This window comes from uncultured Nostoc sp. (assembly GCF_937863485.1).
Classification (GTDB): domain Bacteria; phylum Cyanobacteriota; class Cyanobacteriia; order Cyanobacteriales; family Nostocaceae; genus Nostoc.
This window is the reverse complement of the sequence record NZ_CALMFY010000215.1, coordinates 32,189-54,198: the sequence shown is the minus strand read 5'-3', so window position 1 is coordinate 54,198 and position 22,010 is coordinate 32,189. Positions and strand designations below refer to the sequence as shown.

Annotated in this window: 23 protein-coding genes and 1 tRNA gene; 15 read left to right on the top strand and 9 right to left on the bottom strand. The window is 41.8% G+C overall.

Features of this window, described 5'->3' with window-relative positions:
* Positions 1 to 214 precede the first annotated feature (214 nt).
* Entirely contained in the window at positions 215 to 727 is a 513-nt protein-coding gene (locus Q0541_RS28870) for a hypothetical protein (protein ID WP_298919388.1), read from the top strand.
* A 171-nt stretch (positions 728 to 898) separates the two neighbouring features.
* Here the strand turns inward: Q0541_RS28870 and Q0541_RS28865 are convergent, their stop codons facing one another.
* Complete coding sequence (locus Q0541_RS28865) at positions 899 to 1,480, bottom strand: thioredoxin family protein (protein ID WP_298919385.1); 582 nt, start codon at positions 1,478 to 1,480, stop codon at positions 899 to 901.
* 145 nt (positions 1,481 to 1,625) lie between these two features.
* Positions 1,626 to 1,841 (bottom strand): chlorophyll a/b-binding protein, encoded by a 216-nt coding sequence (locus Q0541_RS28860; protein WP_298919383.1) that lies wholly within the window; start codon positions 1,839 to 1,841, stop codon positions 1,626 to 1,628.
* A 196-nt stretch (positions 1,842 to 2,037) separates the two neighbouring features.
* On the opposite strand from Q0541_RS28860, the gene thyX reads away from it, so the two are divergent.
* From thyX to Q0541_RS28840, 4 genes are all read left to right on the top strand, one after another.
* Positions 2,038 to 2,760, top strand: coding sequence for an FAD-dependent thymidylate synthase (gene thyX / locus Q0541_RS28855; protein ID WP_298919381.1), 723 nt, complete (start codon positions 2,038 to 2,040; stop codon positions 2,758 to 2,760).
* A 236-nt stretch (positions 2,761 to 2,996) separates the two neighbouring features.
* Complete coding sequence (locus Q0541_RS28850) at positions 2,997 to 3,404, top strand: XisH family protein (RefSeq protein WP_298919379.1); 408 nt, start codon at positions 2,997 to 2,999, stop codon at positions 3,402 to 3,404.
* Complete coding sequence (locus Q0541_RS28845; RefSeq protein ID WP_298919376.1) at positions 3,395 to 3,727, top strand: XisI protein; 333 nt, start codon at positions 3,395 to 3,397, stop codon at positions 3,725 to 3,727. The genes Q0541_RS28850 and Q0541_RS28845 overlap by 10 nt, the downstream gene beginning before the upstream one ends.
* Before the next feature lie 164 nt (positions 3,728 to 3,891).
* A complete protein-coding gene (locus Q0541_RS28840) occupies positions 3,892 to 4,263 on the top strand; it encodes a hypothetical protein (RefSeq protein WP_298919374.1) in 372 nt (123 codons plus the stop codon).
* Positions 4,264 to 4,286: 23 nt separating this feature from the next.
* On the opposite strand, the gene dcd is transcribed toward Q0541_RS28840, so the two are convergent.
* Entirely contained in the window at positions 4,287 to 4,856 is a 570-nt protein-coding gene (gene dcd / locus Q0541_RS28835) for a dCTP deaminase (protein ID WP_298919436.1), read from the bottom strand.
* An 86-nt stretch (positions 4,857 to 4,942) separates the two neighbouring features.
* Positions 4,943 to 5,479, bottom strand: a complete 537-nt coding sequence (locus tag Q0541_RS28830) for a P-loop NTPase family protein (RefSeq protein WP_298919372.1) — start codon at positions 5,477 to 5,479, stop codon at positions 4,943 to 4,945.
* Positions 5,480 to 6,060: 581 nt separating this feature from the next.
* Here Q0541_RS28830 and Q0541_RS28825 point away from each other — a divergent pair.
* The 6 genes from Q0541_RS28825 to Q0541_RS28800 all read left to right on the top strand — a co-directional run bounded on the left by Q0541_RS28825 (position 6,061) and on the right by Q0541_RS28800 (position 10,703).
* On the top strand, positions 6,061 to 6,684 hold the full coding sequence (locus tag Q0541_RS28825) for a nucleoside monophosphate kinase (protein WP_298919370.1): 624 nt from the start codon (positions 6,061 to 6,063) through the stop codon (positions 6,682 to 6,684).
* Between the two features lie 160 nt (positions 6,685 to 6,844).
* Positions 6,845 to 7,588: a ribonuclease PH gene (gene rph / locus Q0541_RS28820; RefSeq protein WP_298919366.1), complete on the top strand. Its 744-nt coding sequence runs from the start codon at positions 6,845 to 6,847 to the stop codon at positions 7,586 to 7,588.
* Positions 7,589 to 7,858: 270 nt separating this feature from the next.
* Positions 7,859 to 8,581, top strand: a complete 723-nt coding sequence (pgl, locus tag Q0541_RS28815; RefSeq protein ID WP_273764257.1) for a 6-phosphogluconolactonase — start codon at positions 7,859 to 7,861, stop codon at positions 8,579 to 8,581.
* A gap of 208 nt (positions 8,582 to 8,789) precedes the next feature.
* Positions 8,790 to 9,668, top strand: coding sequence for an FHA domain-containing protein (locus Q0541_RS28810; protein WP_298919362.1), 879 nt, complete (start codon positions 8,790 to 8,792; stop codon positions 9,666 to 9,668).
* A 77-nt stretch (positions 9,669 to 9,745) separates the two neighbouring features.
* Entirely contained in the window at positions 9,746 to 9,877 is a 132-nt protein-coding gene (locus Q0541_RS28805; protein WP_298919359.1) for a hypothetical protein, read from the top strand.
* 82 nt (positions 9,878 to 9,959) lie between these two features.
* The gene (locus tag Q0541_RS28800; RefSeq protein WP_298919357.1) at positions 9,960 to 10,703 is read left to right on the top strand and encodes a M50 family metallopeptidase; all 744 of its coding nucleotides are present in this window, start codon (positions 9,960 to 9,962) and stop codon (positions 10,701 to 10,703) included.
* A 31-nt stretch (positions 10,704 to 10,734) separates the two neighbouring features.
* On the opposite strand, the gene Q0541_RS28795 is transcribed toward Q0541_RS28800, so the two are convergent.
* The 3 genes from Q0541_RS28795 to Q0541_RS28785 all read right to left on the bottom strand — a co-directional run bounded on the left by Q0541_RS28795 (position 10,735) and on the right by Q0541_RS28785 (position 14,552).
* Positions 10,735 to 11,739, bottom strand: coding sequence for a 2-hydroxyacid dehydrogenase (locus Q0541_RS28795; protein ID WP_298919355.1), 1,005 nt, complete (start codon positions 11,737 to 11,739; stop codon positions 10,735 to 10,737).
* A 220-nt stretch (positions 11,740 to 11,959) separates the two neighbouring features.
* On the bottom strand, positions 11,960 to 12,982 hold the full coding sequence (locus Q0541_RS28790; protein WP_298919353.1) for a serine hydrolase: 1,023 nt from the start codon (positions 12,980 to 12,982) through the stop codon (positions 11,960 to 11,962).
* A 703-nt stretch (positions 12,983 to 13,685) separates the two neighbouring features.
* Positions 13,686 to 14,552, bottom strand: a complete 867-nt coding sequence (locus Q0541_RS28785) for a bifunctional 2-polyprenyl-6-hydroxyphenol methylase/3-demethylubiquinol 3-O-methyltransferase UbiG (RefSeq protein WP_298919351.1) — start codon at positions 14,550 to 14,552, stop codon at positions 13,686 to 13,688.
* Positions 14,553 to 14,921: 369 nt separating this feature from the next.
* On the opposite strand from Q0541_RS28785, the gene Q0541_RS28780 reads away from it, so the two are divergent.
* A tRNA-Ser gene (locus tag Q0541_RS28780) sits at positions 14,922 to 15,006 on the top strand.
* A gap of 609 nt (positions 15,007 to 15,615) precedes the next feature.
* Positions 15,616 to 16,794 (top strand): CapA family protein, encoded by a 1,179-nt coding sequence (locus Q0541_RS28775; protein ID WP_298919349.1) that lies wholly within the window; start codon positions 15,616 to 15,618, stop codon positions 16,792 to 16,794.
* Between the two features lie 8 nt (positions 16,795 to 16,802).
* Here the strand turns inward: Q0541_RS28775 and Q0541_RS28770 are convergent, their stop codons facing one another.
* Positions 16,803 to 18,401, bottom strand: coding sequence for a serine/threonine-protein kinase (locus Q0541_RS28770; protein WP_298919434.1), 1,599 nt, complete (start codon positions 18,399 to 18,401; stop codon positions 16,803 to 16,805).
* 548 nt (positions 18,402 to 18,949) lie between these two features.
* On the opposite strand from Q0541_RS28770, the gene Q0541_RS28765 reads away from it, so the two are divergent.
* Positions 18,950 to 20,314: a lipid-A-disaccharide synthase-related protein gene (locus Q0541_RS28765; protein WP_298919347.1), complete on the top strand. Its 1,365-nt coding sequence runs from the start codon at positions 18,950 to 18,952 to the stop codon at positions 20,312 to 20,314.
* Between the two features lie 50 nt (positions 20,315 to 20,364).
* Here Q0541_RS28765 and Q0541_RS28760 read toward each other — a convergent pair whose 3' ends face one another.
* The gene (locus Q0541_RS28760) at positions 20,365 to 21,087 is read right to left on the bottom strand and encodes a response regulator transcription factor (protein ID WP_273764237.1); all 723 of its coding nucleotides are present in this window, start codon (positions 21,085 to 21,087) and stop codon (positions 20,365 to 20,367) included.
* Positions 21,088 to 21,848: 761 nt separating this feature from the next.
* Between Q0541_RS28760 and Q0541_RS28755 the strand changes: the two genes are divergently transcribed.
* A complete protein-coding gene (locus Q0541_RS28755) occupies positions 21,849 to 22,001 on the top strand; it encodes a hypothetical protein (RefSeq protein WP_298919344.1) in 153 nt (50 codons plus the stop codon).
* The last annotated feature ends 9 nt before the right edge of the window (positions 22,002 to 22,010 follow it).

The following is a 22,010-nucleotide window of genomic DNA, read 5'->3' as shown; positions in this document are numbered from 1 at the left end:
TTTACTTACGAATTAGCTTTCTCTAGAAAAATACCGTTTTTGCTATCTAAGCTGACATTCTACCTGTTTCTATCCAAATTTTTGTAGCTTGACAAATCAGCTGATTCATTAATATTAAGCCTGTTTTACTATTTAGTTTCTTACCCGTGACCTATTAAACAGTTAGAGTGTTCATTTTACTTTGTTCAATAGCTTTTAGCCCTATATCGCTCCCATGCTCACCCATCACCGCAAGCCCGTGTGCTTATCACTTATTTCCACTGACCTACCAATCTGGTCTGTTGTGGAAACTGCCGCGACATTGTATCAAAAGGATACTAATAGATTCCATTTGCTATTAACTGCACCGCCCCTAATTAGCTGCGAAGTAGAGAGTGTCGTAAGTCCAGAGGACACACTTACCCAAACTAAGAGCAAAGCTTATGCCCCTAACAGTCCCAGAATTTTGTGGCTGGAGATTTCCCCTTACCGGGTGATCATGACTATGCAAGGTAACGCTCAAGTGAGTTACCGTCACTTTTGGGAACAGGGCGTTTATGGCATTAGTCGCTATTGGTTGCCAACTGAGTCATTCCAACCTAACAATCCGATTCGTTTACGAAATTTTACTAATAGCCTAACTCTCAACGGACATCCCTTGCCAGAACATTTGCGTCTGGAATATGAATTGTGGGCAGAAAAAGTCCAACTAGGATGCTACATACTTAATTTGGAAATTAAACACTGATAGTTAGGGGGACTGGGGATTGGGGACTAAAAACATTTTCCAGTACCCAATACCTAGTACAGTACGGCATAAATAAGCTACCCATTCCAAATCAACGAAACGCTCACGCTGTATTTATTTTGACTTTTGACTTTTGAACGCATGACTTCCGCCTTGCGGTACTAGTTTCTTTCAACCAAAATAACTGGGTTGGTTTCCAGATTTCCATTTTATATTGCAACCAACACTCGGCTTTTGCTCGCTTGTAACAGGTTTACCCGCCAGCGCTGCTTCAATGGCTGCGCGTAAATCTGCGCCTGTTACAGGTTTACCATTACTCGGACGGCTATCGTCTAATTGCCCCCGATAAACAAGTTGGCGTTGGTCATCAAATACAAAAAAGTCTGGTGTGCAAGCTGCTGTATAAGCCTTTGCCGTTTCCTGGCTCTCGTCGTAGCATAATGTAAAATTAAACCCTTGTTCTGTAACAAATGCTTGTAACGACTCTGGCGCATCATCTGGGTAATTTTTTGCATCGTTAGCACTGATGGCAACGATCGCTAAATCACCTGTAAAATAATCTTTTCCTAACTGCGCTAATTCTTTTTGGACGTGCTTTACAAACGGGCAATGCCGACAAATAAACATTACCAACAGCACTTTTTTATCTGCAAAGGTGGAAAGTGAAGTTGCCTTTCCAGATACTACTTCCGGTAGATCAAAATCTGGTGCTTTTGTGCCTAGCGGCAACATAGTTGAAGCAGTTAAAGCCATAATTTACCTGATAACTTTACGCTGATAACTAACGGCTTTTGCTATCAGTATATTTTACTCTACCACTAAGTTTTCCATAAATTAAGAGACGGTAAATTTACCGTCTCTTAATTTATGTTGAGAGTTATATTACAGGAATCAGTTTTTACAGGCTTGTCAAAACACCAACGATACCGTGTCCTGTGAATACTTCTAATGCTATTAGAGAGACAAAACCAATCATTGCTAAACGACCGTTGAGCAGTTCTGCAAAAGGAGTGAAGCCTGTGCGATCGCCTTGCTCATCTATATAAACCCTTGGCTCGATCGCAAAGTTGTTCAGTTTGCCTTGGTCGTCAATTATAGCAGTGTTTGTACGCATGGATTTTTCCCTGTCTTCTCTTTATGTAAATAACTGTAACAAGAAGATTAATATTTGTAAAGTATCTGAATCTGCTCAAGTAGAAGTCCAAGCCAGAGATAATGATAATGAATCGAGTTCAAAGCCATGTTTAACGAACAGGCTCTGCTCCTTGTGTGTAAGCACTTTCTAGTCACAAATCCATTCCCAAAAACTAATGCATCGATTTCGAGTAGAGGTTATTGCCAAAACACCAAACCCGCAGCAGGTGATTTATGCCGCGATGCACCAGGACTATACTGATGGGTTCGTGTTTGATGAGCGTGACTCTTGGCCCTCGGAGTCACAAAGCGGCGAAGTTATTGTTAAGCGACTTTTAGCCGGTGAGAGGGGACACTATGGGCCTCTAGAGCATCCCCAAATTGTTTTCAACTGTGGCTACTTTCCCCACAGTGTGATGCAGCAGGCGCGTACTCATCGTGTGGGCGTATCATTTGATGTCCAGTCTTTTAGATATACAGGCAACCAATTTACCGATGTTGTAGAAGGTAAGAAAGACATAGAAGATGTTTTTTACCTGCGTCCCGTTGGTTATTACACTGATAGACAAGGCAAAAAGTACCACTATTCACTCTTAGCACGAACAGCAGATTTGCAATGGTGTCTAGAAGCAGCTAAACGATATAAAGCTGATTTTGAGGCTGGAATGTCTGAAGAACATGCAAGGGGTAAAGTACCTTTTGATTATCGCCAGCATTTTGTAGTTAGTTTCAATTTAAGGTCTTTCTTGCATTTTTGTGACCTGAGAAATAAGAAAGATGCTCAACTTGAAATTCAAAAGTTATGTGAAATGATGTGGCCTCATTTTGAAGATTGGGCACCTGCGATCGCACAATGGTATGAAAAGCAGCGTCTAGGTAAGGCAAGATTAGCACCTTAAAATATTGGCTTATAAGCCTTTTTATACTGTTATCCCCTCGTGTTTAGGCGTTCCGAAATTTGGGTTTGATTTCGGGCGATCGCTGCTGAATATATTAGATAAGGAAACAATCCCTCCGAAAACGGGTTTGGCAGTGACAGAAGTGGAACAGTAGCAGGAGTGAGGAGCGATCCAATGACTGAGGATAAAATTGAGATACCAGTCAAGTGTCCTAATAAATTTTCAGAAAAAGCTGAATGGCTAAAGACCGCTTTCACGATGCAGTTAGAATGGCTCTGGAGAAAGAAGGATGGAGAATTACTGCCGATCCCTACGAAATCAGCGTTGGAGATGTAGATTTTGAAATAGATTTGGCAGCAGAAATGTTAGCTGCCGAACGAGCAGGCGAAAAAATTGCAGTTGAAATTAAGAGTTTTATTGGGCGATCAAGTGTATCAGAATTCCACACCGCTCTTGGACAATTTATCAATTATCAATTTGCTCTCGAAGAATTGGAACCGGAACGCAAACTTTATCTTGCAGTGCCTGAATCAATTCATAACTCATTTTTTCAGCGTCGTTTTATCCGGTCAGTGATTTTACGAACTCAAATTCGGCTATTGGTTTACGATGAAAAACAGGAGGTTATTGTCCAATGGCTGTAGAGCAGTATCGTCAAATCATTCAACAGTTAATTTTAGAACGAGCAAAAAGAGGCTTATCACCAGAGGAAATGGAAACACAAGCCATTCTAGATACGGAACGTGACCACTACCTCTTGCTACATACAGGCTGGCGCGGGAATCGTCGAACACATGGATGCAGCCTACATCTCGATATCAAAGATGGTAAAATCTGGATACAGCATGATGGAACCGAAGTCGGCATTGCGACACAACTCCTCGAACTGGGTATACCAAAAGAAGATATCGTTTTGGCGTTTCACTCTCCTTATATGCGCCAATTTACAGAGTTTGCGATCAATTGAGCTTTGGAGATTGTGCGATGTCTATGCCTACGCACAATGGTATGAAAAGCAGCGTCTAGGAAAGGCAAGATTAGCACCTTAAGCAAATTGAGTATTTAAAGTTTAAAACTTTAAAATTTTTTAAGCTACAATCAAGACAAAATTTGATGAAATCGCAAAATTTTATGAATATCAGTGTAGAGCAGAAGTTTTTACTTTCAAACAAAAGTGAAATTATTGATCTGTTAAAGAGCTGTAATCAGCTAGGAATTAATAATTATCAGTTTGAGGGCGGTACTGGACTTAAGAGCATTTATTCCTTTCTCGGTTCTGTTTCTGACTCTTTAGACGGATCTTTTTACAATTTAAGTCTTTTTTTCTCGCTTCCTGGTTTACCTCCCAAAACTTTGATTAAGAAAAGCTTTACTCTTTCTGAAATAAACTATGTATCAAACGATCTTCTCACTATTGATCTCTACTATTTAGTTAATGAGTACGCCCAAATTGCAAACCGACTCGGACTTGCCAAAATAGATTTAAGTTCTATTTTTGTATAAAGTTTTTTTAGATATCATTCAGTCTAAACACGAGCCAACGTTACAATCTCTAGTTGATCTTGATATTTACCTTGACGAGCTTCGTAACTGATAGCACAAGGTTCACCTTCTAAAAATAGCAATTGCACCACGCCTTCATTAGCGTAGATGCGACAGTCTGCGCTGGAAGAATTGGAAAATTCTAAAGTTAGATGACCCCGCCATGCAGCTTCAGCAGGTGTTAGATTTGCAATGATACCACACCTTGCATATGTAGATTTACCTATACAAATTACTGTAATATTCTCAGGAACCTCCAGTTTTTCTAGAGCGACCCCAAGTCCATAGGAATGAGCAGGCAAAATAAAATAACTGCCATTGGCATCTGTATGCAGTACTGTTGGCTCCAGATTCTGAGGATTAAAGTTTTTGGGATCAACTACAGTTCCGGGAATGTGACGAAAAATGCGGAACTCAGCCGAGGAAAGGCGTATATCGTAGCCATAAGAAGACAAACCGTAGCTAATTACAGGTTGAACCGCTACAGACTCATCTTTTTGTACTTTTCGGATTAAACTTGGCTCAAAGGGCGAAATTAGACCCTGTTGAGCCATTTCAGTAATCCAGATATCGTTTTTAATCACAAGTTCACAGCTAATTCAAACCGAATTACTAGAATATCGTGAACTGAGTATTTTGTTTAGGGCCGATAACTCCGGCGAATCTCTGTAATTTGATCTGCTACATCCAAGAGAGATTTTGGCATCTCTGGCCCTGTGAGAATGATATCGACCTGGGGAGGGCGTTTTACCAGAAACGCTAAAACTTCAGTTTCAGGAATTAAACCAAAGTTAATCGCTAAACTTAACTCATCTAAGACAACGAGAGAATATTTACTCTCACACACTATCTGTTGTGTATACTGCCACAGCTTTTGTAAGGCTTGGTTTTCCGTATCTTCTAAATGCGGTGTATCGATACAACGAGGCAAATCACAGCGAATCCAATCTAAATTTTGCCCTAATTGTATGGGTCGATCATGTCCTTGACGAATACCTCCTTTGAGGAACTGCACTATTAATACTGGCGTTCCTTGTCCAGCTATTCTCAGTGATTGAGCCATAACGCTCGTAAAAAAGTTGCGATGGGAGCTAGTGAAAACTTGCACTAGTCCTTCAACTGGATATGGTAAGGGAAGGGTTGAATTGATACTTGGAGTTTCTAGCTGGGCAACCATAGGGTTAAGTTCAAAAAGATACAATAAATTAAGGCTTTCTGCTGACCGAAGAGGACTCTTGGGAAGGCAGATCTGGGAACTTGGGGAAAAAAGAAAAAACCCCTTTTCTACTTTCTTTTCAAGAAGAGTGAATTCATTTATGCAGAAAAAGAAAAATTTCTTCCGAGATTGCTTGCAACGAGGTATTAGGTGTCCAAGTTTTCAGAGCAAATAGATTTATCTATGGGGTAACCCCAAAGTCCCTCTATCCCAAGAGTCCCAAGAGGACTCTTGTCCCAAAAGTCCTCTTGTTGACAGTAATTATTACAAATCTGCCTGTATAATCAATCTGTTTTTCACACGTGTGATAGATTTGGCAAATTGCATTCTTAGTCAAACACTACATTTGTGCTGAAGTCAAGAGTTATTTTCGTTTTTTCTCTGAAAGTAGTTGTAAAAATGAAAACACATGAGTTAGAGTTCCAATTATTTAAAAAAGCTGGGCATAACGGCTGAAAATCGCTAAATGTTAGATTTCCCAGTTGTTTGGGCAAAACAGACTTAACAAGTAGTGAATTTGACAGGATGAGGAGTTAATTGTTGTGAGATTGGTGATTGTGGGAGGTTCAGGATCGGGGAAAAGCACTCAAGGACAAAGGCTTTGCAGATACTTTGATATTCCTCTGATTTCTACAGGAGAGATTTTACGGGAAGCAATATCTGGCGATCAGCCCCTCCCGGAATTTCAATGGTCACAAGCCGATCCCCGGACTTCTCTTTCGGTTTACGCTAGCTTGAGTGAACTAGGTTACCACGCACGGCCCTACATGCAAAAAGGGGAGTTAGTTCCAGACGAAATGATCATTGAATTGATCAAAATTCGCCTCAGACAACCAGATATTGACTGTGCTTGGGTGTTAGAAGGCTATCCCCGTACTGCCTTCCAAGCTAAAGAATTAGATTCTTTATTGGATAATTCAGGACAAAAGCTAGATTGGGCAATTTATCTCCAAGTCTCAGAAGCAGTCATGGTTAGCCGATCCTTGGGGCGATCGCTACCAGATGACCAACCGGAAATCGTGCAACGCCATGTAGAATTATTCTACGATCACACGATTCCGATCCTAGAATATTACGACCGTCGTCGCCGCCTATTGACCATCAACGGCGACCAGTCACCAGATATGGTGCAGCAAAATATTTTGACTCTGCTTTCAGTTCCTTAGAAAAGAAGCAGGGGAGTAAGAATTTTAGATTTTAGATTTTGGATTTTAGATTGAAATATAATCCAAAATCTAAAATTGAATTGCCTAATGCCTCTCAATCAGATGATTTACAACACTAAGGTAACCTTAAGGCAGTATTGTAAAACTTGAGGCAACTCTAATGGCTTGGCAGCGTCCAGACGGCCGTCTTCCCTACGAACTACGTCCAATCAGCTTTTACCCCAATTTCACCCGCTTTGCTCCCGGTTCTGTTCTCACCAGATGCGGTGACACTCAGGTACTTTGTACCGTTAGCGTTACTAAAGGAGTTCCGAAGTTTCTTGAAGGAACTGGTAAAGGCTGGTTAACTGCTGAGTACCGGATGTTACCATCTGCTACTCAAAAACGGCAAGAAAGGGAATTATTGAAATTATCTGGACGGACGCAAGAAATTCAACGTCTAATTGGGCGTAGCTTACGCGCAGCAGTGGATTTTGAGGCTCTGGGAGAACGCACGCTGACTGTAGATGCGGATGTCTTGCAAGCAGACGCTGGAACTCGGACAACAGCGATTACAGGGTCTTTTGTCGCCTTGGCTCATGCGATTTCTAAATTGTTGCAGTCGGGCGGGTTGGAGCGATCGCCTCTGTGTGGACAGGTAGCAGCAGTTTCCGTAGGATTACTGGAGCAAGAGCCATTTTTGGATCTAAATTATATTGAAGATGTGGCTGCAACAGTAGATTTTAACGTGGTGATGAATCAACACCTGGGAATTATTGAAGTCCAGGGAACAGCCGAAGAAGGCAGCTTTAGCCGGACTCAGTTGGATCAACTCCTAGATGTCGCTCAAAAAGGAATTAAGCAATTGTTAATCGCCCAACGCGAAGCGATCGCTGACTGGGAAGCATTGTTTCTAATTAATTAGTTTTATTAATTTTTAATAAGAATTAATAAATGTATCCTCTATAGCGTTACTCAACAAAGTATCAAGTAACTGGGTGTAAATAAAAATAATCATGAAAGTAATTAGTAGTTAGTACGACTGACTACTGACAACTCACCGTTAAAAATGATAATGAGCGTCTATATTTTTCCAGCCTACTTAATCCACGATGTTAAATGTTTCAAAAGTTAAAAAGGAGGATTGTAATAAGTTCGGTATTGTATTGCTGGAAGCCAGCAATATGATGAAGCCATGAACAAAACCGTTGAAGTTCTACCGGATCAGCCAGCACTGGTTGCACGAGCGCTAGAATTAATTCTGTCCAAATTAGAAACTGCCATTGAGCAGCGGGGACGGTTTACCATCGCCTTATCTGGTGGTAGTACACCTAAACCGTTATACGAAGCGATCGCTAATCAAAAACTGCCTTGGGATAAAATTCATATATTCTGGGGGGATGAGCGTTACGTACCACCAGATCACCCCGATAGCAATGAACTGATGACGCGTCGTGCGTGGCTAGATCGTGTTGACATCCCAGCGGCTAACATTCATCCCGTACCAACTTTAGAAGCCAATCCAGAACTGGCTGCTGCTAAGTATGAACAACAACTCAAAGAATTTTTCAATTCTCCTGGGGTCGAGTTTCCCTCATTGGATGTAGTATTACTAGGAATGGGTGATGATGCACATACCGCATCTTTGTTTCCCCACACAGAGGCTCTCAAAGTACGCGATCGCCTGCTGACTGTGGGTAACAAAAACGGAAACCTCAGGATAAGTTTCACATACCCCTTTATCAACTCTGCTCGCAGCGTGATTTTTCTGGTTGCTGGTGCTAATAAACGACCAGCTTTGGCGCAAGTCTTTGCACCTGTAGCGGATGACTTCACTTACCCATCCCGCTTAATTCAGCCCCAAGGTGAACTTTGGTGGCTGCTGGATGCGGCAGCAGGTTTGGAACTCCAACATTGAACAATGGGGCATTGGGCACAAGAAGCAGTGCAAAGGGGCAGAAAGACTTACTGTAACTTCCCCTCTGCCCCCCTGCTCCTTTCCTCGCGTCAGAGCGTCCAATTCATTGTTCCATCAGCAGTAATTGCTAGAATCTAAAGCTAGGGCCGCTCTCTGCTTGCCAGTCCTACCTGTATTTATGATGATCTTGAACAAAGGCTAAATATCGATGATCGTCTGCCCTAATTGCAATCATCCTAACCCTGACGGCGCTGTCCAGTGTGAAGCTTGCTATACACCCTTACCCGCGACTACTAACTGTCCCAGTTGTGGAGCAACTGTGCAGGCAGATGCTGCATTCTGCGGTCAGTGTGGCTATAACCTTCACTCCGCAGGAGTTCCACATGTTCATACTGCGGTAGCTGCAACAGTTACTCCCAATATTCCTGTGGAAGTTCCGCCGTTAGATCCACCCGATCCACTGTTAGAACTTTTACAACCAGATGCTTTGGGAATAAGCGGTTCTACTAATTCCCATCCCTCCGGCTCATCTTTACCACCAACAGAGGTAGCAGTTACCCCAGTAGCTCCGCCACAGGTATCTGTTACAGAAAGCAGCCTCCCAGAAGCACCGCCAACCGTTGTAGCTCAACCCGTAGTTTCTGGACAAACTATTCCGACTCCACCACCTTTGGAACCAACGCCAGCCTCTGAAGCCGAACTACCCCCGCCACCAGCAGCAGCACCAACTGCAACTGCTGCCAGAACGCAATTGCAGCAGGTTACAGCGCGGTTAATCCACGTTCAAAGTGATCGGTTAATTGAATTGCCGCAAAATCTCTCTGTGATTCATATCGGCAAGCTCAATGACCGGATTCCCCCAGATATAGATGTTTCAGGATTTCCCAATTCAGAAATTGTCTCGCGGATTCATGCAGATATTCGCGTCGAGGGAGACGCTCACTATGTAGAGGATGTGGGAAGTTCCAATGGCACCTACATTAATAATTTGCCGCTCTTACCGGGGAATCGTCACCGCTTGCGACCAGGCGATCGCATCAGCTTGGGTAAAGGAGACTTAATGACATTCCTGTTTCAACTTGCTTAACTGATTCTCGATCAATTGTGACATCAGTCTAGGCATTTTCTGCCCATCCTCCGGCATTCCTTTTGGAGGATAAACAAATGAACCGCATCAGACAAGCGACGGATAACTATGTTGTTCTTGATAGCGCCATAGTTTACAGCCGTCGCTTTGATGTGCGAATTGTTGCATTGCCCAGCAACCCCACTACCTTAATAATTACACTAGGATAGAGAAAATACACTGTCAGTTTTAGATTTTGAATTTTCTGGAAAATCTAAAATCTAAAATCTAAAATCCAAAATCGAGTGACCTATGAGGGAACCAAGCAAAAATTTTAAACCCTTGCTCACCAAAGAAGCCCCGCTAGTTGTTGAACGTATGGGGCTAACCTGGTTAATTGCAGCAGCGATCGCAACTGCTTTCCTGTGGCAAATACCAGGAGGGGATTATATCTTATACCCATTTACAATTTTGGCAACTTGGTTTCATGAAATGGGTCACGGCTTAATGGCCCTCCTATTAGGGGGACAGTTTCAGAAGTTGCAGATTTTTAGCAATGGTTCCGGTGTCGCAACTTATGGCATCCGGTCGGCATTGGGGCCAATTGGCCCGGCAATGGTCGCAGCAGCAGGGCCAATGGGGCCGCCTGTCGCCGGTGCAGTTTTGATTCTGGCTTCCCGCAGTTTTAGAGCAGCAACCCTGAGTTTAAAAATATTAGGGAGTTTTTTGCTATTTTCCACATTAATTTGGATACGTTCCTGGTTTGGATTGGTGGCAATTCCCTTGCTGGGTTTAATAATCTTGGGTATCGCCCTGAAAGCACCTCGCTGGGCCCAAGGGTTTGCCATTCAATTGCTGGGTGTACAAGCTTGTGTGAGTACGTACCATCAACTTGATTATCTATTTAGTAGTTCTGCTGGCCCCCTTGGACTCTCTGATACAGCGCAAATGCAGCGGTATTTGCTTTTACCTTACTGGTTTTGGGGCGGTTTGATGGCGATCGCATCTCTGGTGATTTTAGTCCAAAGTCTCCGCGTTGCCTATCGTTCAAAATGAATATGCTCCCTTAGCGATCGTCAAGCATTACTTAAACTGAAGGTTGAGCGCGAATTTCATTTACACAAGGACGACCCTGTTCAAGATCAGCAATATTAGCAAAAGTTGTTTCGGCAATATTGTAGAGAGCTTCTACTGTAAAAAAGGCTTGATGTCCGGTAATAAGCACATTGGGGAACGTTGTCAGACGTTGGAAAATATCATCTTGAATAATTTCGCCAGACAAATCTTCAAAGAACAATTCCGATTCTTGTTCGTAGACATCCACACCGAGATAGCCAATCTTACCAGACTTCAATCCCTCAATCACTGCTTGGGTATCAATCAGCGCTCCTCGGCTAGTGTTAATTAGCATCACGCCTGACTTAATCTGTTTTATAGCCTCAGCGTTAATCAAGTGATGCGTTTCGGGAATCAGGGGGCAATGCAGAGAGATAATATCGGAGTTGGCAAATAGCTCAGGTAGTTCTACATACTTTCCACCTAGCGCCTCCAATTCTGGATTGTGATAAACGTCATAGGCGAGTAGGTTACAGCCAAACCCCTTCATAATCTGTCCTAAAATCAGACCGATTTTGCCAGTGCCTACAATCCCCACTGTGCGCTCATGCAAATTAAATCCTAACAGTCCATCTAGGGAAAAATTGCCTTCTCGGACACGGTTATAGGCACGATGAATTTTGCGATTCAAGCTTAAAATCAATCCTACAGCATGTTCTGCTACTCCGTAGGGTGAATAAGCGGGAACACGCATAACAGTAATTCCTGAATCCGCTGCGGCTTGTAAGTCTACATTGTTAAACCCTGCACAGCGAAGGACAACCAGCCGAGTTCCCCATGAGGCGAGAAGCTCTAAAGTTGGGGCATCAACTTGGTCATGCACAAATACGCAAACCGTCGGAAATCCGGCGGCGAGGATAGCAGTATCCCGATTTAAACGGGGTTCAAAAAAGACTAATTCGTGTTGGGGGAGAGAATTTGCAGCTGACAAAAAATGCCGATCATAGACTTTTGTACTGAAGACTGCTACTTTCATGCAAAACCTCAAGCTGTATGCTGCATGGTATTCGACTACATAATACCTTGGCAGTTAGAGAAGCGATGTCTATGATGGGCTATTCGGCATCACAGCTTTCAACATTGCCAGTCTTCAGGATTGCTATTAGTGTAAGCGATTCAATTTTCTCGGTGAGTACTAAACTCAGACGTTTCGCTGGAAAATTAAGTGTTAATTATGCTTCATACCCAATAAATAATTAAGGTAGATGACTAACTTTTGGCTGCTCGAAGTAGCCATACATCACCTGAGAAACTTGACGAATAAAATCCTTAGCTCTATTGTCATTATTCGGTCTTCGGACAAAAATTCCTGCTAAATAACGCTTACCTGATGGCGTTTCAATGATACCCGCATCGCCTAGTACAAACCGCAGAGTACCTGTTTTATGAGCAATATTTGCACCATAACCTAAGCCAGATGGGAGCAATGTTCTATTGTGACAACGAATCATAATACTTAAAACTTGGGATTGACTTGTCATCGAAATTAACTGATTATTTGTAATCAAAGCTGACAGTCGTACCAAGTCTTTTGCACTAGTTTTATTAGTTCCTTTAAAGTCCCCTAGCAGACTGTGAATTACAGTGCTTTGCAATCCCCAACGGTGAAACTTTTGATTTAATTTAGATACACCACCTAAACGGTCAATAATCATATTTGTAGCAGTGTTATCACTAATAGTCATCATCTTAGTTGCAGTTTGCAAGAGACTAAGCTTAGTTCCTACTCGTTGATACTGCATATCTCCAGAACCGCCAGTGACATGTTTGCGTCGCATCACTAAAGTTTCACCTAGTTTGATTCTCCCAGCATCTACTTCCTGAAACAATGCAATCAAAATAGGATATTTAATTGTGCTAGCGGCAGAAAAAGCTTTATCACCATTAAAACTAAAATAATCCCCAGTTTGTAAATCCATAAAAAACATTCCGGGAGTGAGGAATCTATAGTGCTCCATTAATGCTTTAATAGGAGTTTTTAGTTCTGATATCTCGCGTCCCACAGGAACTACACCAGTGAATTTAGAAGTATTTATTGGGTTGACAGGTTCGCTTAAAGGAACCGGAGGAATAAATTTAAGTTTTGGTAGTTGTAAATTATATTGATTTGCACTCCAGTCATTTACGTTGTTAACTTGATTCGTGTTGGGATTAGCTTTTACTGGGGACGATAGTAAAAGAATACTTGTAAGGCTCAATAAGAACCAGCGTAGTTTCATGCAGTGCTGTGAGGATAGTGTTGGATTTATTTACAGAGATTTTCCAAAGAAGTTAGTCAAATCCGGATTGATTGACATAGTAATCCCTAAAATATCCCATGTCAAGAGAGATTAATAACACATTACCTAGAATATTGAAAACAAGAATTGTGACAAAAAAGCACAAAGTTGAGTATATAAAATATGCATAGATAACATCAATTAATTATGTATTTATACAAATATTAATAGATTATGATTACTGTTTTAATTTCGCTAGCAATGATTTATACATGGCAAGAGGGATGAAAAAAGCACTTGCAGTGGAACCAATTAAAAAACGGAAACTGAAAACTACAAAACGACTAATGCTCATTGACTTTTGAGGATTTTATCACTGTTATAAAAATTCTACAGGAGATTTATTTGCAACAAGTTGGGTGTTTGTTTCAGAGGTCATCTTAAAGGATGTTTGAAAAGTATTTCTGGTACTCTAAAACCTAACCCCCTTAGTACCGCAAGGCGGAAGTCAAAAGTCACTCATTCAAAAGTCAAAAGGTTTTAATTTTGGGCTTTCTGGCTGTTTTGAATGGTAGGTTTATTTCCGCCGACCTGTACTAGCCCCTTCCCTACAAGAGAATGGGGATTTCAAAGCCTCTCAGGAGTGAGGGAGAGGAATGGGAGTGGGGTTTTTAGTATACTTTAGGACTTTTCAAACATCCTCTTAGTTAACCTGATGAATTGCTAACTGCCATAGTTGAATTTCATAACAGAGATGCTTATCAAAAATGGTGCGTGCTGCTAACCCCTCGACAATCGGCTTTTCCAGCCAGCGTTTGAACGCTAAACGACCGATCGCGTGTAATGGTGGGAGTGCGATCGCTACAATATCCGCAATATATTTGATGGTAGTCAGCCCAAAAGTCCGGAAGTTATCAACACCCAAGTCAATCGTCGGTGCAATTTGGCTGGAAATGTCTTCAGTCTTAATTAACTTGAATCCAGCTTTTATCAACGCCGCCTGAAGCTCGCTAACGACATGACAATTAGAAAAAATGCCCTTTCGATATCCAGCATCAGAGCGCATCATATCCGCAAGTAATAGATAGCCACCACTGCTCAATAAACGAGATGCACCTTGAGCCAAATCGTCAGCAGCAATATATTGGCTGCTTTCACTGAACAAAACTAGGTCGTAGGAGTGTGAAGTGTGAAAATCTTCAAATCTCGTTAAGTAGAAAGGTACTTGAGAGTTGGTATTCTTGATAAACTTCTCTTGTTGGATTACATCGGGTGCTAATCCCTCAACAGTGAAACCGCGTGAGCACAAATATGCTGCGTTCCCCCCGATACCACAACCTACGTCAAGCACAGTTTTTGTATCCTCTGGAATAAAACTCAAAAGCTTGGCTGCATAAGCAACTTGCGCCGCACGCAGGCGACTTACAGTCAATTCTTCACCCGCAGTAGGTAGTGGCTCCCAATAGCCGTAATGGAGATAGGAGGAATCTGTGATTCCCATGTAATAATCTATTGCCGCATTTTGATAGCGAGTTGGTTTGGGAATGTTGATTGATTTTGACTTCAGCATTGATGAATAAAGTAAGTTTTAGGGTATTAGACTTGGTTGAAATTCTGACCAACGTTTGCAAACTTGTTCGTTGCAATCGGGTAGGTAATTTTTAGTTGGTGTAAAAAATTGACCTCAATCTGAGGATCAGCCTTCTCTACGAGACGCTGCACCAACACCACCAGAAAAATATCTCTGGGTGTCATTGACTCGCTAGGTAATTGCGCCAACCACGATGATCGGAAATGTCTTGGGCTTGGGTGTTGCCGGAGCATTCCGTTACACAAAAAAAGCGATAATGTTATAGTAGTATAGGAAATCTGCTAAAATTTCCCTTACTTCATAGGATATGAGTATAGAATAGATACTCAAATCTGTAAATAAATAGCTGGAGAGGTGTCCGAGTGGTTGATGGTGACGCACTCGAAATGCGTTTTGGGGAAACCCAACGGGGGTTCGAATCCCCCCCTCTCCGTTTTTCCCTATTCTGTAAGCATTTCAATTATTTAAGCTTGAAATTATCTAATTTAATTAGTTTAAGTTATGTAACTATAGTTAAATCATAAGTATACATAACATCATATTCATTATTGCCACAAGATTTAAAATATTCTATAAATTCCGAACTATTATAAATATTAGTTTATTCAATCTTATTGGGCTGAATAATCAGATTGCTTTGATATTTTTCGCTAATTTTGTTATAAGTTTTAGTCAACAAATCTAGAAAAATTTCGTTTACTAATTCGTGGGCGCTAATATTTTCATCTACACCAAAACAGACTTTCACTTCTGGGCGATTGCGTAATTCTTCAGTTAATTCCTTTGCAAACTCAGAGGTTGTTTGAAAAGTGATTGGCTGTGATTTTAATTGAATTATTACCCCCTTAATCCCGCCTTAGAAAGGGGTAAACCAGAAAATCAAGTTCCCTCCCCAATACATCGGGGAGGGTTAGGGTAGGGTAAAAAAATATTTGATACATCAATCATGACTTTTCAAACATCCTCTCAGATATTGATCTAAGGCATTAGAACTTTGAGTTTTTTTGGGATAAACTAATGCCATCTGTGTGAGGAGTGAACAATGGCAAATCACAGCATGGGGAGAGTGCTCTCATTTAGTTTTATTAGCGTCTGTTTATATCTGGGTATTAGTATAGGAGTCATTATCCGGCTTGGGCAATCACAGCGATTAAACGCTGCTACTACACCTACCGAGCCTGTGCAATTTCCATTACCTATCCCTGAACTTACACCATCAACAACAAAACAACAAACCTTTCCAGACACTATTACCATCAAAGCCGTTGGAGATATTATTCCCGGCACTAATTTCCCTAATTATAGATTACCCCGTTTTCGAGATCAATTATTACCAAAGTCAGTGAGAACTCAGTTGCAAGGATCTGATATCTTATTTGGTAACTTTGAAAGTAGCTTAACTAATTATCCCTACACTGCCAAAGATATTAGTCGTGGACAAGTATTTGCCTTTCGCTCCCCACCTGCATATGCCCAGTTATTTGCTGAAACTGGTTTTAATGTGTTTAATATGGCGAATAACCATGCAATGGACTTTGGCCCAGTAGGGTTCAAAGATACAAAGAAAAATCTTGAGGCTGTGGGCATTGCAACATTAGGTCATAAAAATCAAATTCTCTATTTGGAAGCTAACAATATCTCTGTGGCAATGATCGGGTTTTCTCCTTATGAAATATATAATTCCATCCATAATTTAGGAGTAGCCCAAGCACTCATAGCAGAAGCCAAAAAGAAAGCCAACATTATAGTAATATCGATGCACGCTGGAGCCGAAGGAACGGGGGCACTACAAGTTAAGAATCAGACAGAGTTTTTTTATGGAGAAAATCGAGGTAATTCGATCAAGTTTGCTCGAAACATGATTGATGCGGGAGCAGACTTAGTACTTGGACATGGCCCTCATGTTCCGAGAGCGATGGAAATATATAAAGGAAAAATCATTGCCTATTCTTTAGGAAACTTTCTCGGATACCGGACTTTATCTACAAATGCCCAAACGGGTGACTCAATGATTTTAGAAGTTAAACTCAACCCAGCGGGAAATTTGGTATCAAGTAAAATTATTCCTATTCGGATGGATCGGCAGGGAATCCCTCATATTGATCCGCGTTTTCAGACTGTAAGACTTATGCGTTATTTGAATAATCAAGCTTTTCCCAAGAATCCGGTGAAAATTAATAAGAAGGGGGAAATTGTTGTAGGCAATATCAAATACAAATAAAGAACTTTTTAATTGTTATCATCTCCCAATTTTTGCGGAAATTTATCATTTTGAGGTTGACTCTGAATCGGTGAATTTGGCGTTTCCTGTGTTGGTACTATTACACCAGAAGGATTTGACTGTTTGGATTCGGTTGACGGTGCTGTTGGTATAATCACAGGATATGGTCGATTTAGAGGCTGAGGGGAAGCAGAATTTTGCTTAAAAACAGGTGAGTTATTTTGTGGCAATGGTATCGGGGAAGCATTACGAGATGACCGGATCGCCCGTAGTTTCTCTACTAGTGAGGGTGTAGGTGAAACCTTAGGTAAAGGTGCAGATTGTTCCGAATCACGCCGTTGTGATTCTCCTGTAGGGTTGCTGGGAGTTTCTGGTGGGGAAAAACGACGATTACGCCGCCGCTGCTTGGAATTAGAAACAGGTGCTGATTCGGTTCTTGAGGTGGTGTTAGTCTGTTCACCATTCTCGAAGCTAGGTACTTTCGCAGCTGGCTTTTGAGTTGGCTGTTCAAAAAGCGGTTTTGCGGTTGGCTGCGGCTGAGATTTAGGTAAGATTCTAGTGATGCCAAAACCTGCTGTAGCGGCAACCAAGGCAACACCTATACCAATGAATATTTTAGATGACCCCAGTTTTTTCGCCACTACAGTCTCCTTGGCGATGCCTGGGTTGGGCTGCACTAACACAGGTGGTCTATGAAGGCGATTTTGGGTAGTTTTCCCAATTAATGCCGCCTGTTGGGCAGATAAATTGACAGTTGGCACTGCGTAAGTGGTTAACGCTTCCGGTGTCATATTCACCCCATCTCCAGGTAGCAGTTGTAACCACTCAGCAACTGTCGCTGGCCGAAAACGAGACTCCACCGCCATACCGCGCATTACTGCCTGATTGAGAGCAGCACTCAAGTGTGGTTGCAGTTCGCGGGGGGAAGGCATTTGCTCGCGATCGCGCAATAATGCTGGCATGGGAACTTGAGCAGTCAACAGGGTATACAAGGTTGCGGCTAAACCATAAACATCCGTGGCGGGTGTGCGCGGCGCTTGCGTTAAGTACTGCTCAATTGGAGAATAACCCTCAGAAACCATACCCGTGTGAGTCTGCCTGACACTGCCATTAAATTCTCTAGCAATGCCAAAATCAATTAGCACTACTTCCTGTGTTCCAAGACGTTGGATGATATTATCTGGTTTGACATCTCGGTGCAGCAAACCATTATTGTGTACTACCTGCAAAGCTGCCCCAATTTGCCGAATGTAATGAATTGCTGTGGCTTCAGGCATTGGTATCCCTGGTAATACAAATGCGTCTGTCAAGGTTTCGCCAGGAATGTATTCCATCACCATGTAAGGCAGTCCAGCTTCAACAAAAAAGTCACTGACTCGAACTATATTTGGGTGGATACACGTAGCTAATCGTCTGGCTTCATCTTGGAATTGGCGCTCAAATTTCGCGAAATCAGGATGTTGTCGCAGCCGTTCATTGATGGTTTTCATTACCACCTCCTGACCCAAGTAGCGATGGGTAGCTTTAAACGTAATGCCAAAGCCACCCCGCCCTATTTCTTGAATTAGGGTATATTTTCCATCCTGCAAAATTGTGCCTGCTAACATAGAAAATCCTGAGTCTTGAGTGAGCAGATAACCAGCGAGTCCTGAGTCTTGAGGGATTTCCAAAAAATTTTCCCATATTTTATATAGGGCAGGGTTATTGCCTGTCTATCCTACAGGATGATTTAGTTGTTGGAACTCCCTAAGCGGGAAAAACCTCTCCACGATCACAACAGTTTTATCTTTTTCATAGGATAACGCGGGAGTCGAGAAATCCTGAAGTAGGAAACTATGATAAAGCTGTCTGCACGATCCGTGATGTCAGGGAGGAACCACGACTCGACACACTAGTTGCTACAATGCCAAACAGCAATTCACTGGCTCGACTTTAAAACACCAATTCAGTAATCTTTAAAATTACATAGAATTTAGGAGATATACTACTTTTACTTTTGTTTATAGTTGCACCTGAACTTTTCGCTGGTGATTTTTGTTACTTTTTTAATAAAGATTTTGTTTCTTTTATCTGTTATTTTAAAATTTTCATCCGCCGATTTCCCTATTTATACCTCTTATCCAAACAGACAGTTAATATTGATGTTTTGTTTCTTATGAGTAATGTATCTCGCTTATCCCTAGCCTCTAACTCCCAAGCTGCAACTTCTCCTTTGCGGTTACTTGTATTAAGTAATGGTCATGGAGAAGATGTAATTGCAGTTCGGATTTTGCAAGAACTCCAACGACAATCAAACCCACCAGAGATATTTGCTTTATCTCTGGTGGGCGAGGGACATGCTTATCAACAGCTGAATATCCCTCTGATCGGTTCAGTCCGCACTATGCCTTCTGGCGGCTTTATTTATATGGATGGACGCCAATTAGTGCGGGATGTACGCGGTGGTTTATTGCAACTTACCCTCAGCCAGATTAAAGCTGTCCGCCGTTGGGTGAGTTCTCAAAAAAAATTAGGTAATAAAAGAGCAATTTTAGCTGTAGGAGATATTGTCCCGCTATTGTTTGCAACTTTCAGTGGCGCTAATTATGCTTTTGTAGGTACGGCGAAATCTGAATATTATGTGCGGGATGAAGCTGGATTATTACCACGCAAATCCAAAGATGCGCGTTGGGAAAACTTTTCTGGTTCAGTTTACCATCCTTGGGAACGTTGGTTAATGAGTCGTCGCCGTTGTAAGGCAGTGTTCCCTAGAGATGCACTGACGACGGAAACATTAAAACAATGGCCAATTCCAGCTTTTAATTTGGGTAATCCGATGATGGATGGTCTGCAACCGACCTTTTCACGCCAACAATTTTATAGTCAAAATAGTCAACAGCAAGAGACAGTTCGACCTTTAATGGTGACTCTTCTTCCTGGTTCCCGTCTACCAGAGGCATACACTAACTGGGAAACAATTATGATTGCTGTATCTGCGTTGATGGCAAGTTTCCAGGAGCGAGATTCAGTGTTCTATACTTCTGGCACAGTAGTGTTTTTAGGTGCGATCGCTCCTGGTTTGGACTCTAATATTTTATCCCAAAGTGTGCAATCCCAAGGCTGGCGCACTCAATCGGCATCTCCTCTCAAAATCTCTGATCCAAATGTCTTGACATTTAAACAAAGCAATGCATATTTATTGCTAACACAACAAGCCTATAATGACTGTCTGCATTTGGGAGATTTAGCGATCGCAATGGCAGGTACAGCTACAGAACAGTTTATCGGTTTAGGGAAACCTGCGATCGCGATTCCCGGTAATGGGCCCCAATTTAACCGGGGCTTTGCTGAAGCTCAAAGTCGTCATTTAGGCTCATCTTTGATTTTAGTCGAGCAGCCAGTAGAAGTTGCCCAAATAGTCCAGTCCCTATTCAAAAATCCTGATATTTTGCAAATTATTGCCGAAAATGGTCTACGACGCATGGGTAAACCAGGAGCCGCATTACGCATTGCGGAATGTTTACAGGAACGATTGAATTAAAGAGGCATTGGGCATGGTTATTGCCCTTGTCCCCTGATCTCCCTCATCCCTTACGCCACCAACCCAGAACGTAGGGCCCTAACAGCAGCTTGAGTACGGTCATCGGCACATAATTTATTTAGAATATTACGAACATGGGTCTTCACAGTACCAACTGTAATATAAAGTTTCTCGGCAATTTGCCCATTGCTACACCCAGCTACAATCAACTCTAGGATTTCCAGTTCACGTTGAGTCAGGGGGTATGTTTCCAAAACTTGTTCATATTCTGACGCCAGCGCCTCAATTTTTACAGTCTTCGGCTTGTCAGAGTTTTGGCTCTCTCCAGGAATACCTTGCCGCATCTTCCGCAATACCACGTTGGCAATTGCCGGATCAATCCAAGAGTTACCGCCGTGAGTTGCTTGGATTGCCTCCGTTAATTTACTGATACTTGTTTCTTTCATATAATAAGAATCAGCACCCGCTGCGAAAGCTGCAAGTACAGCATCCTCTGTATGATCCATTGTCAGGATCAGAATCTTCGTTGTGCCTTGCCCAGTTTCAGCTTGGTAGCGTTTGAATTTACGGGTGAGTTCGATGCCATCCATGTCAGGCAAGCCGATATCTACAACAGCTACATCTGGCTTTGCCGTTTCTAAAAGTTTTAATCCTTGGGTAGCATTTGCCGCTTCGCCAATTACTTTCAATGCGCTGTGAGATTGTAATGCCGCTCGTAGCCCCATTCGCGTTAAGTCGTGATCTTCAATTAAAATAATACTAATTTCATTCATAGCTACACTTACTCTTACGCTGTTTGCAATCTTTCAAAGTATTACCTTTTATAAGCGCTATCTATCTATTTTCCCAAACTAAAGATAGATGATTTTTCATACAGTCTGCATCCACCGATAGAAATAAGAAACATCCGATCTTTTAGTATTTAGATAGAGGACATATCTAGCTGGAGATATATAGATACTTACACAAAAAGTATGAAATATTGAGAATAGTGCAAAATTGCCCCGTTTGCTCAGAATTCAGCTTTTAAGTAGGCAGGCATAATTAAACGCAATGAAAGTCCATATTAGATTTATTTACACCCATCCGCTTAGTTGCTTTCCATCAGTTAATTACTATTATCTAGTATAAAGCTTTGAAAAAAGCTGACAAAAATGGACAAATTACAACAGATCGAACTTCTGACTTTTCCCGGGTTCTGAAAAACCTTACTTTCATTCATCTCTCCTGCTTTTGAGAGGCTTTGAATTTTCCCCCAACCCTTGTAGGTTTGGGACTGGGGGGTTAAGATTTCGCCCTCTTCTTATCCACATGACCTGAATTATCAGGCTCACTGGTGGACAATTTCAAAAGAATTCAAGCACAACTACCAAAGGTAATCACTCGTGCATCCATATGGTGGGAGACTTACGGCTGACAAGTTAAACCCTTCAGCAATCAAGGTGGACAAGTAATTTTTTTAATGCTAAAAGGCTTGGAAGCACTTGGTATTCTTCCCAAAGTTCACTAGAAAGTCTGGGGAATTTTCCAAACAGTGGAAGTCCGCGATCACCAAAGAAATACTAACACAGGACTGGCGATCGTTGAGAAAATTGTCAAAATTCCAGCAGGTAGGATTACTTCGGATTCACAAATAAATATAGGCAGTACTGTCTCATCTACCTGGTTTAAGCAATTTGATGAGTAAAATTACTCA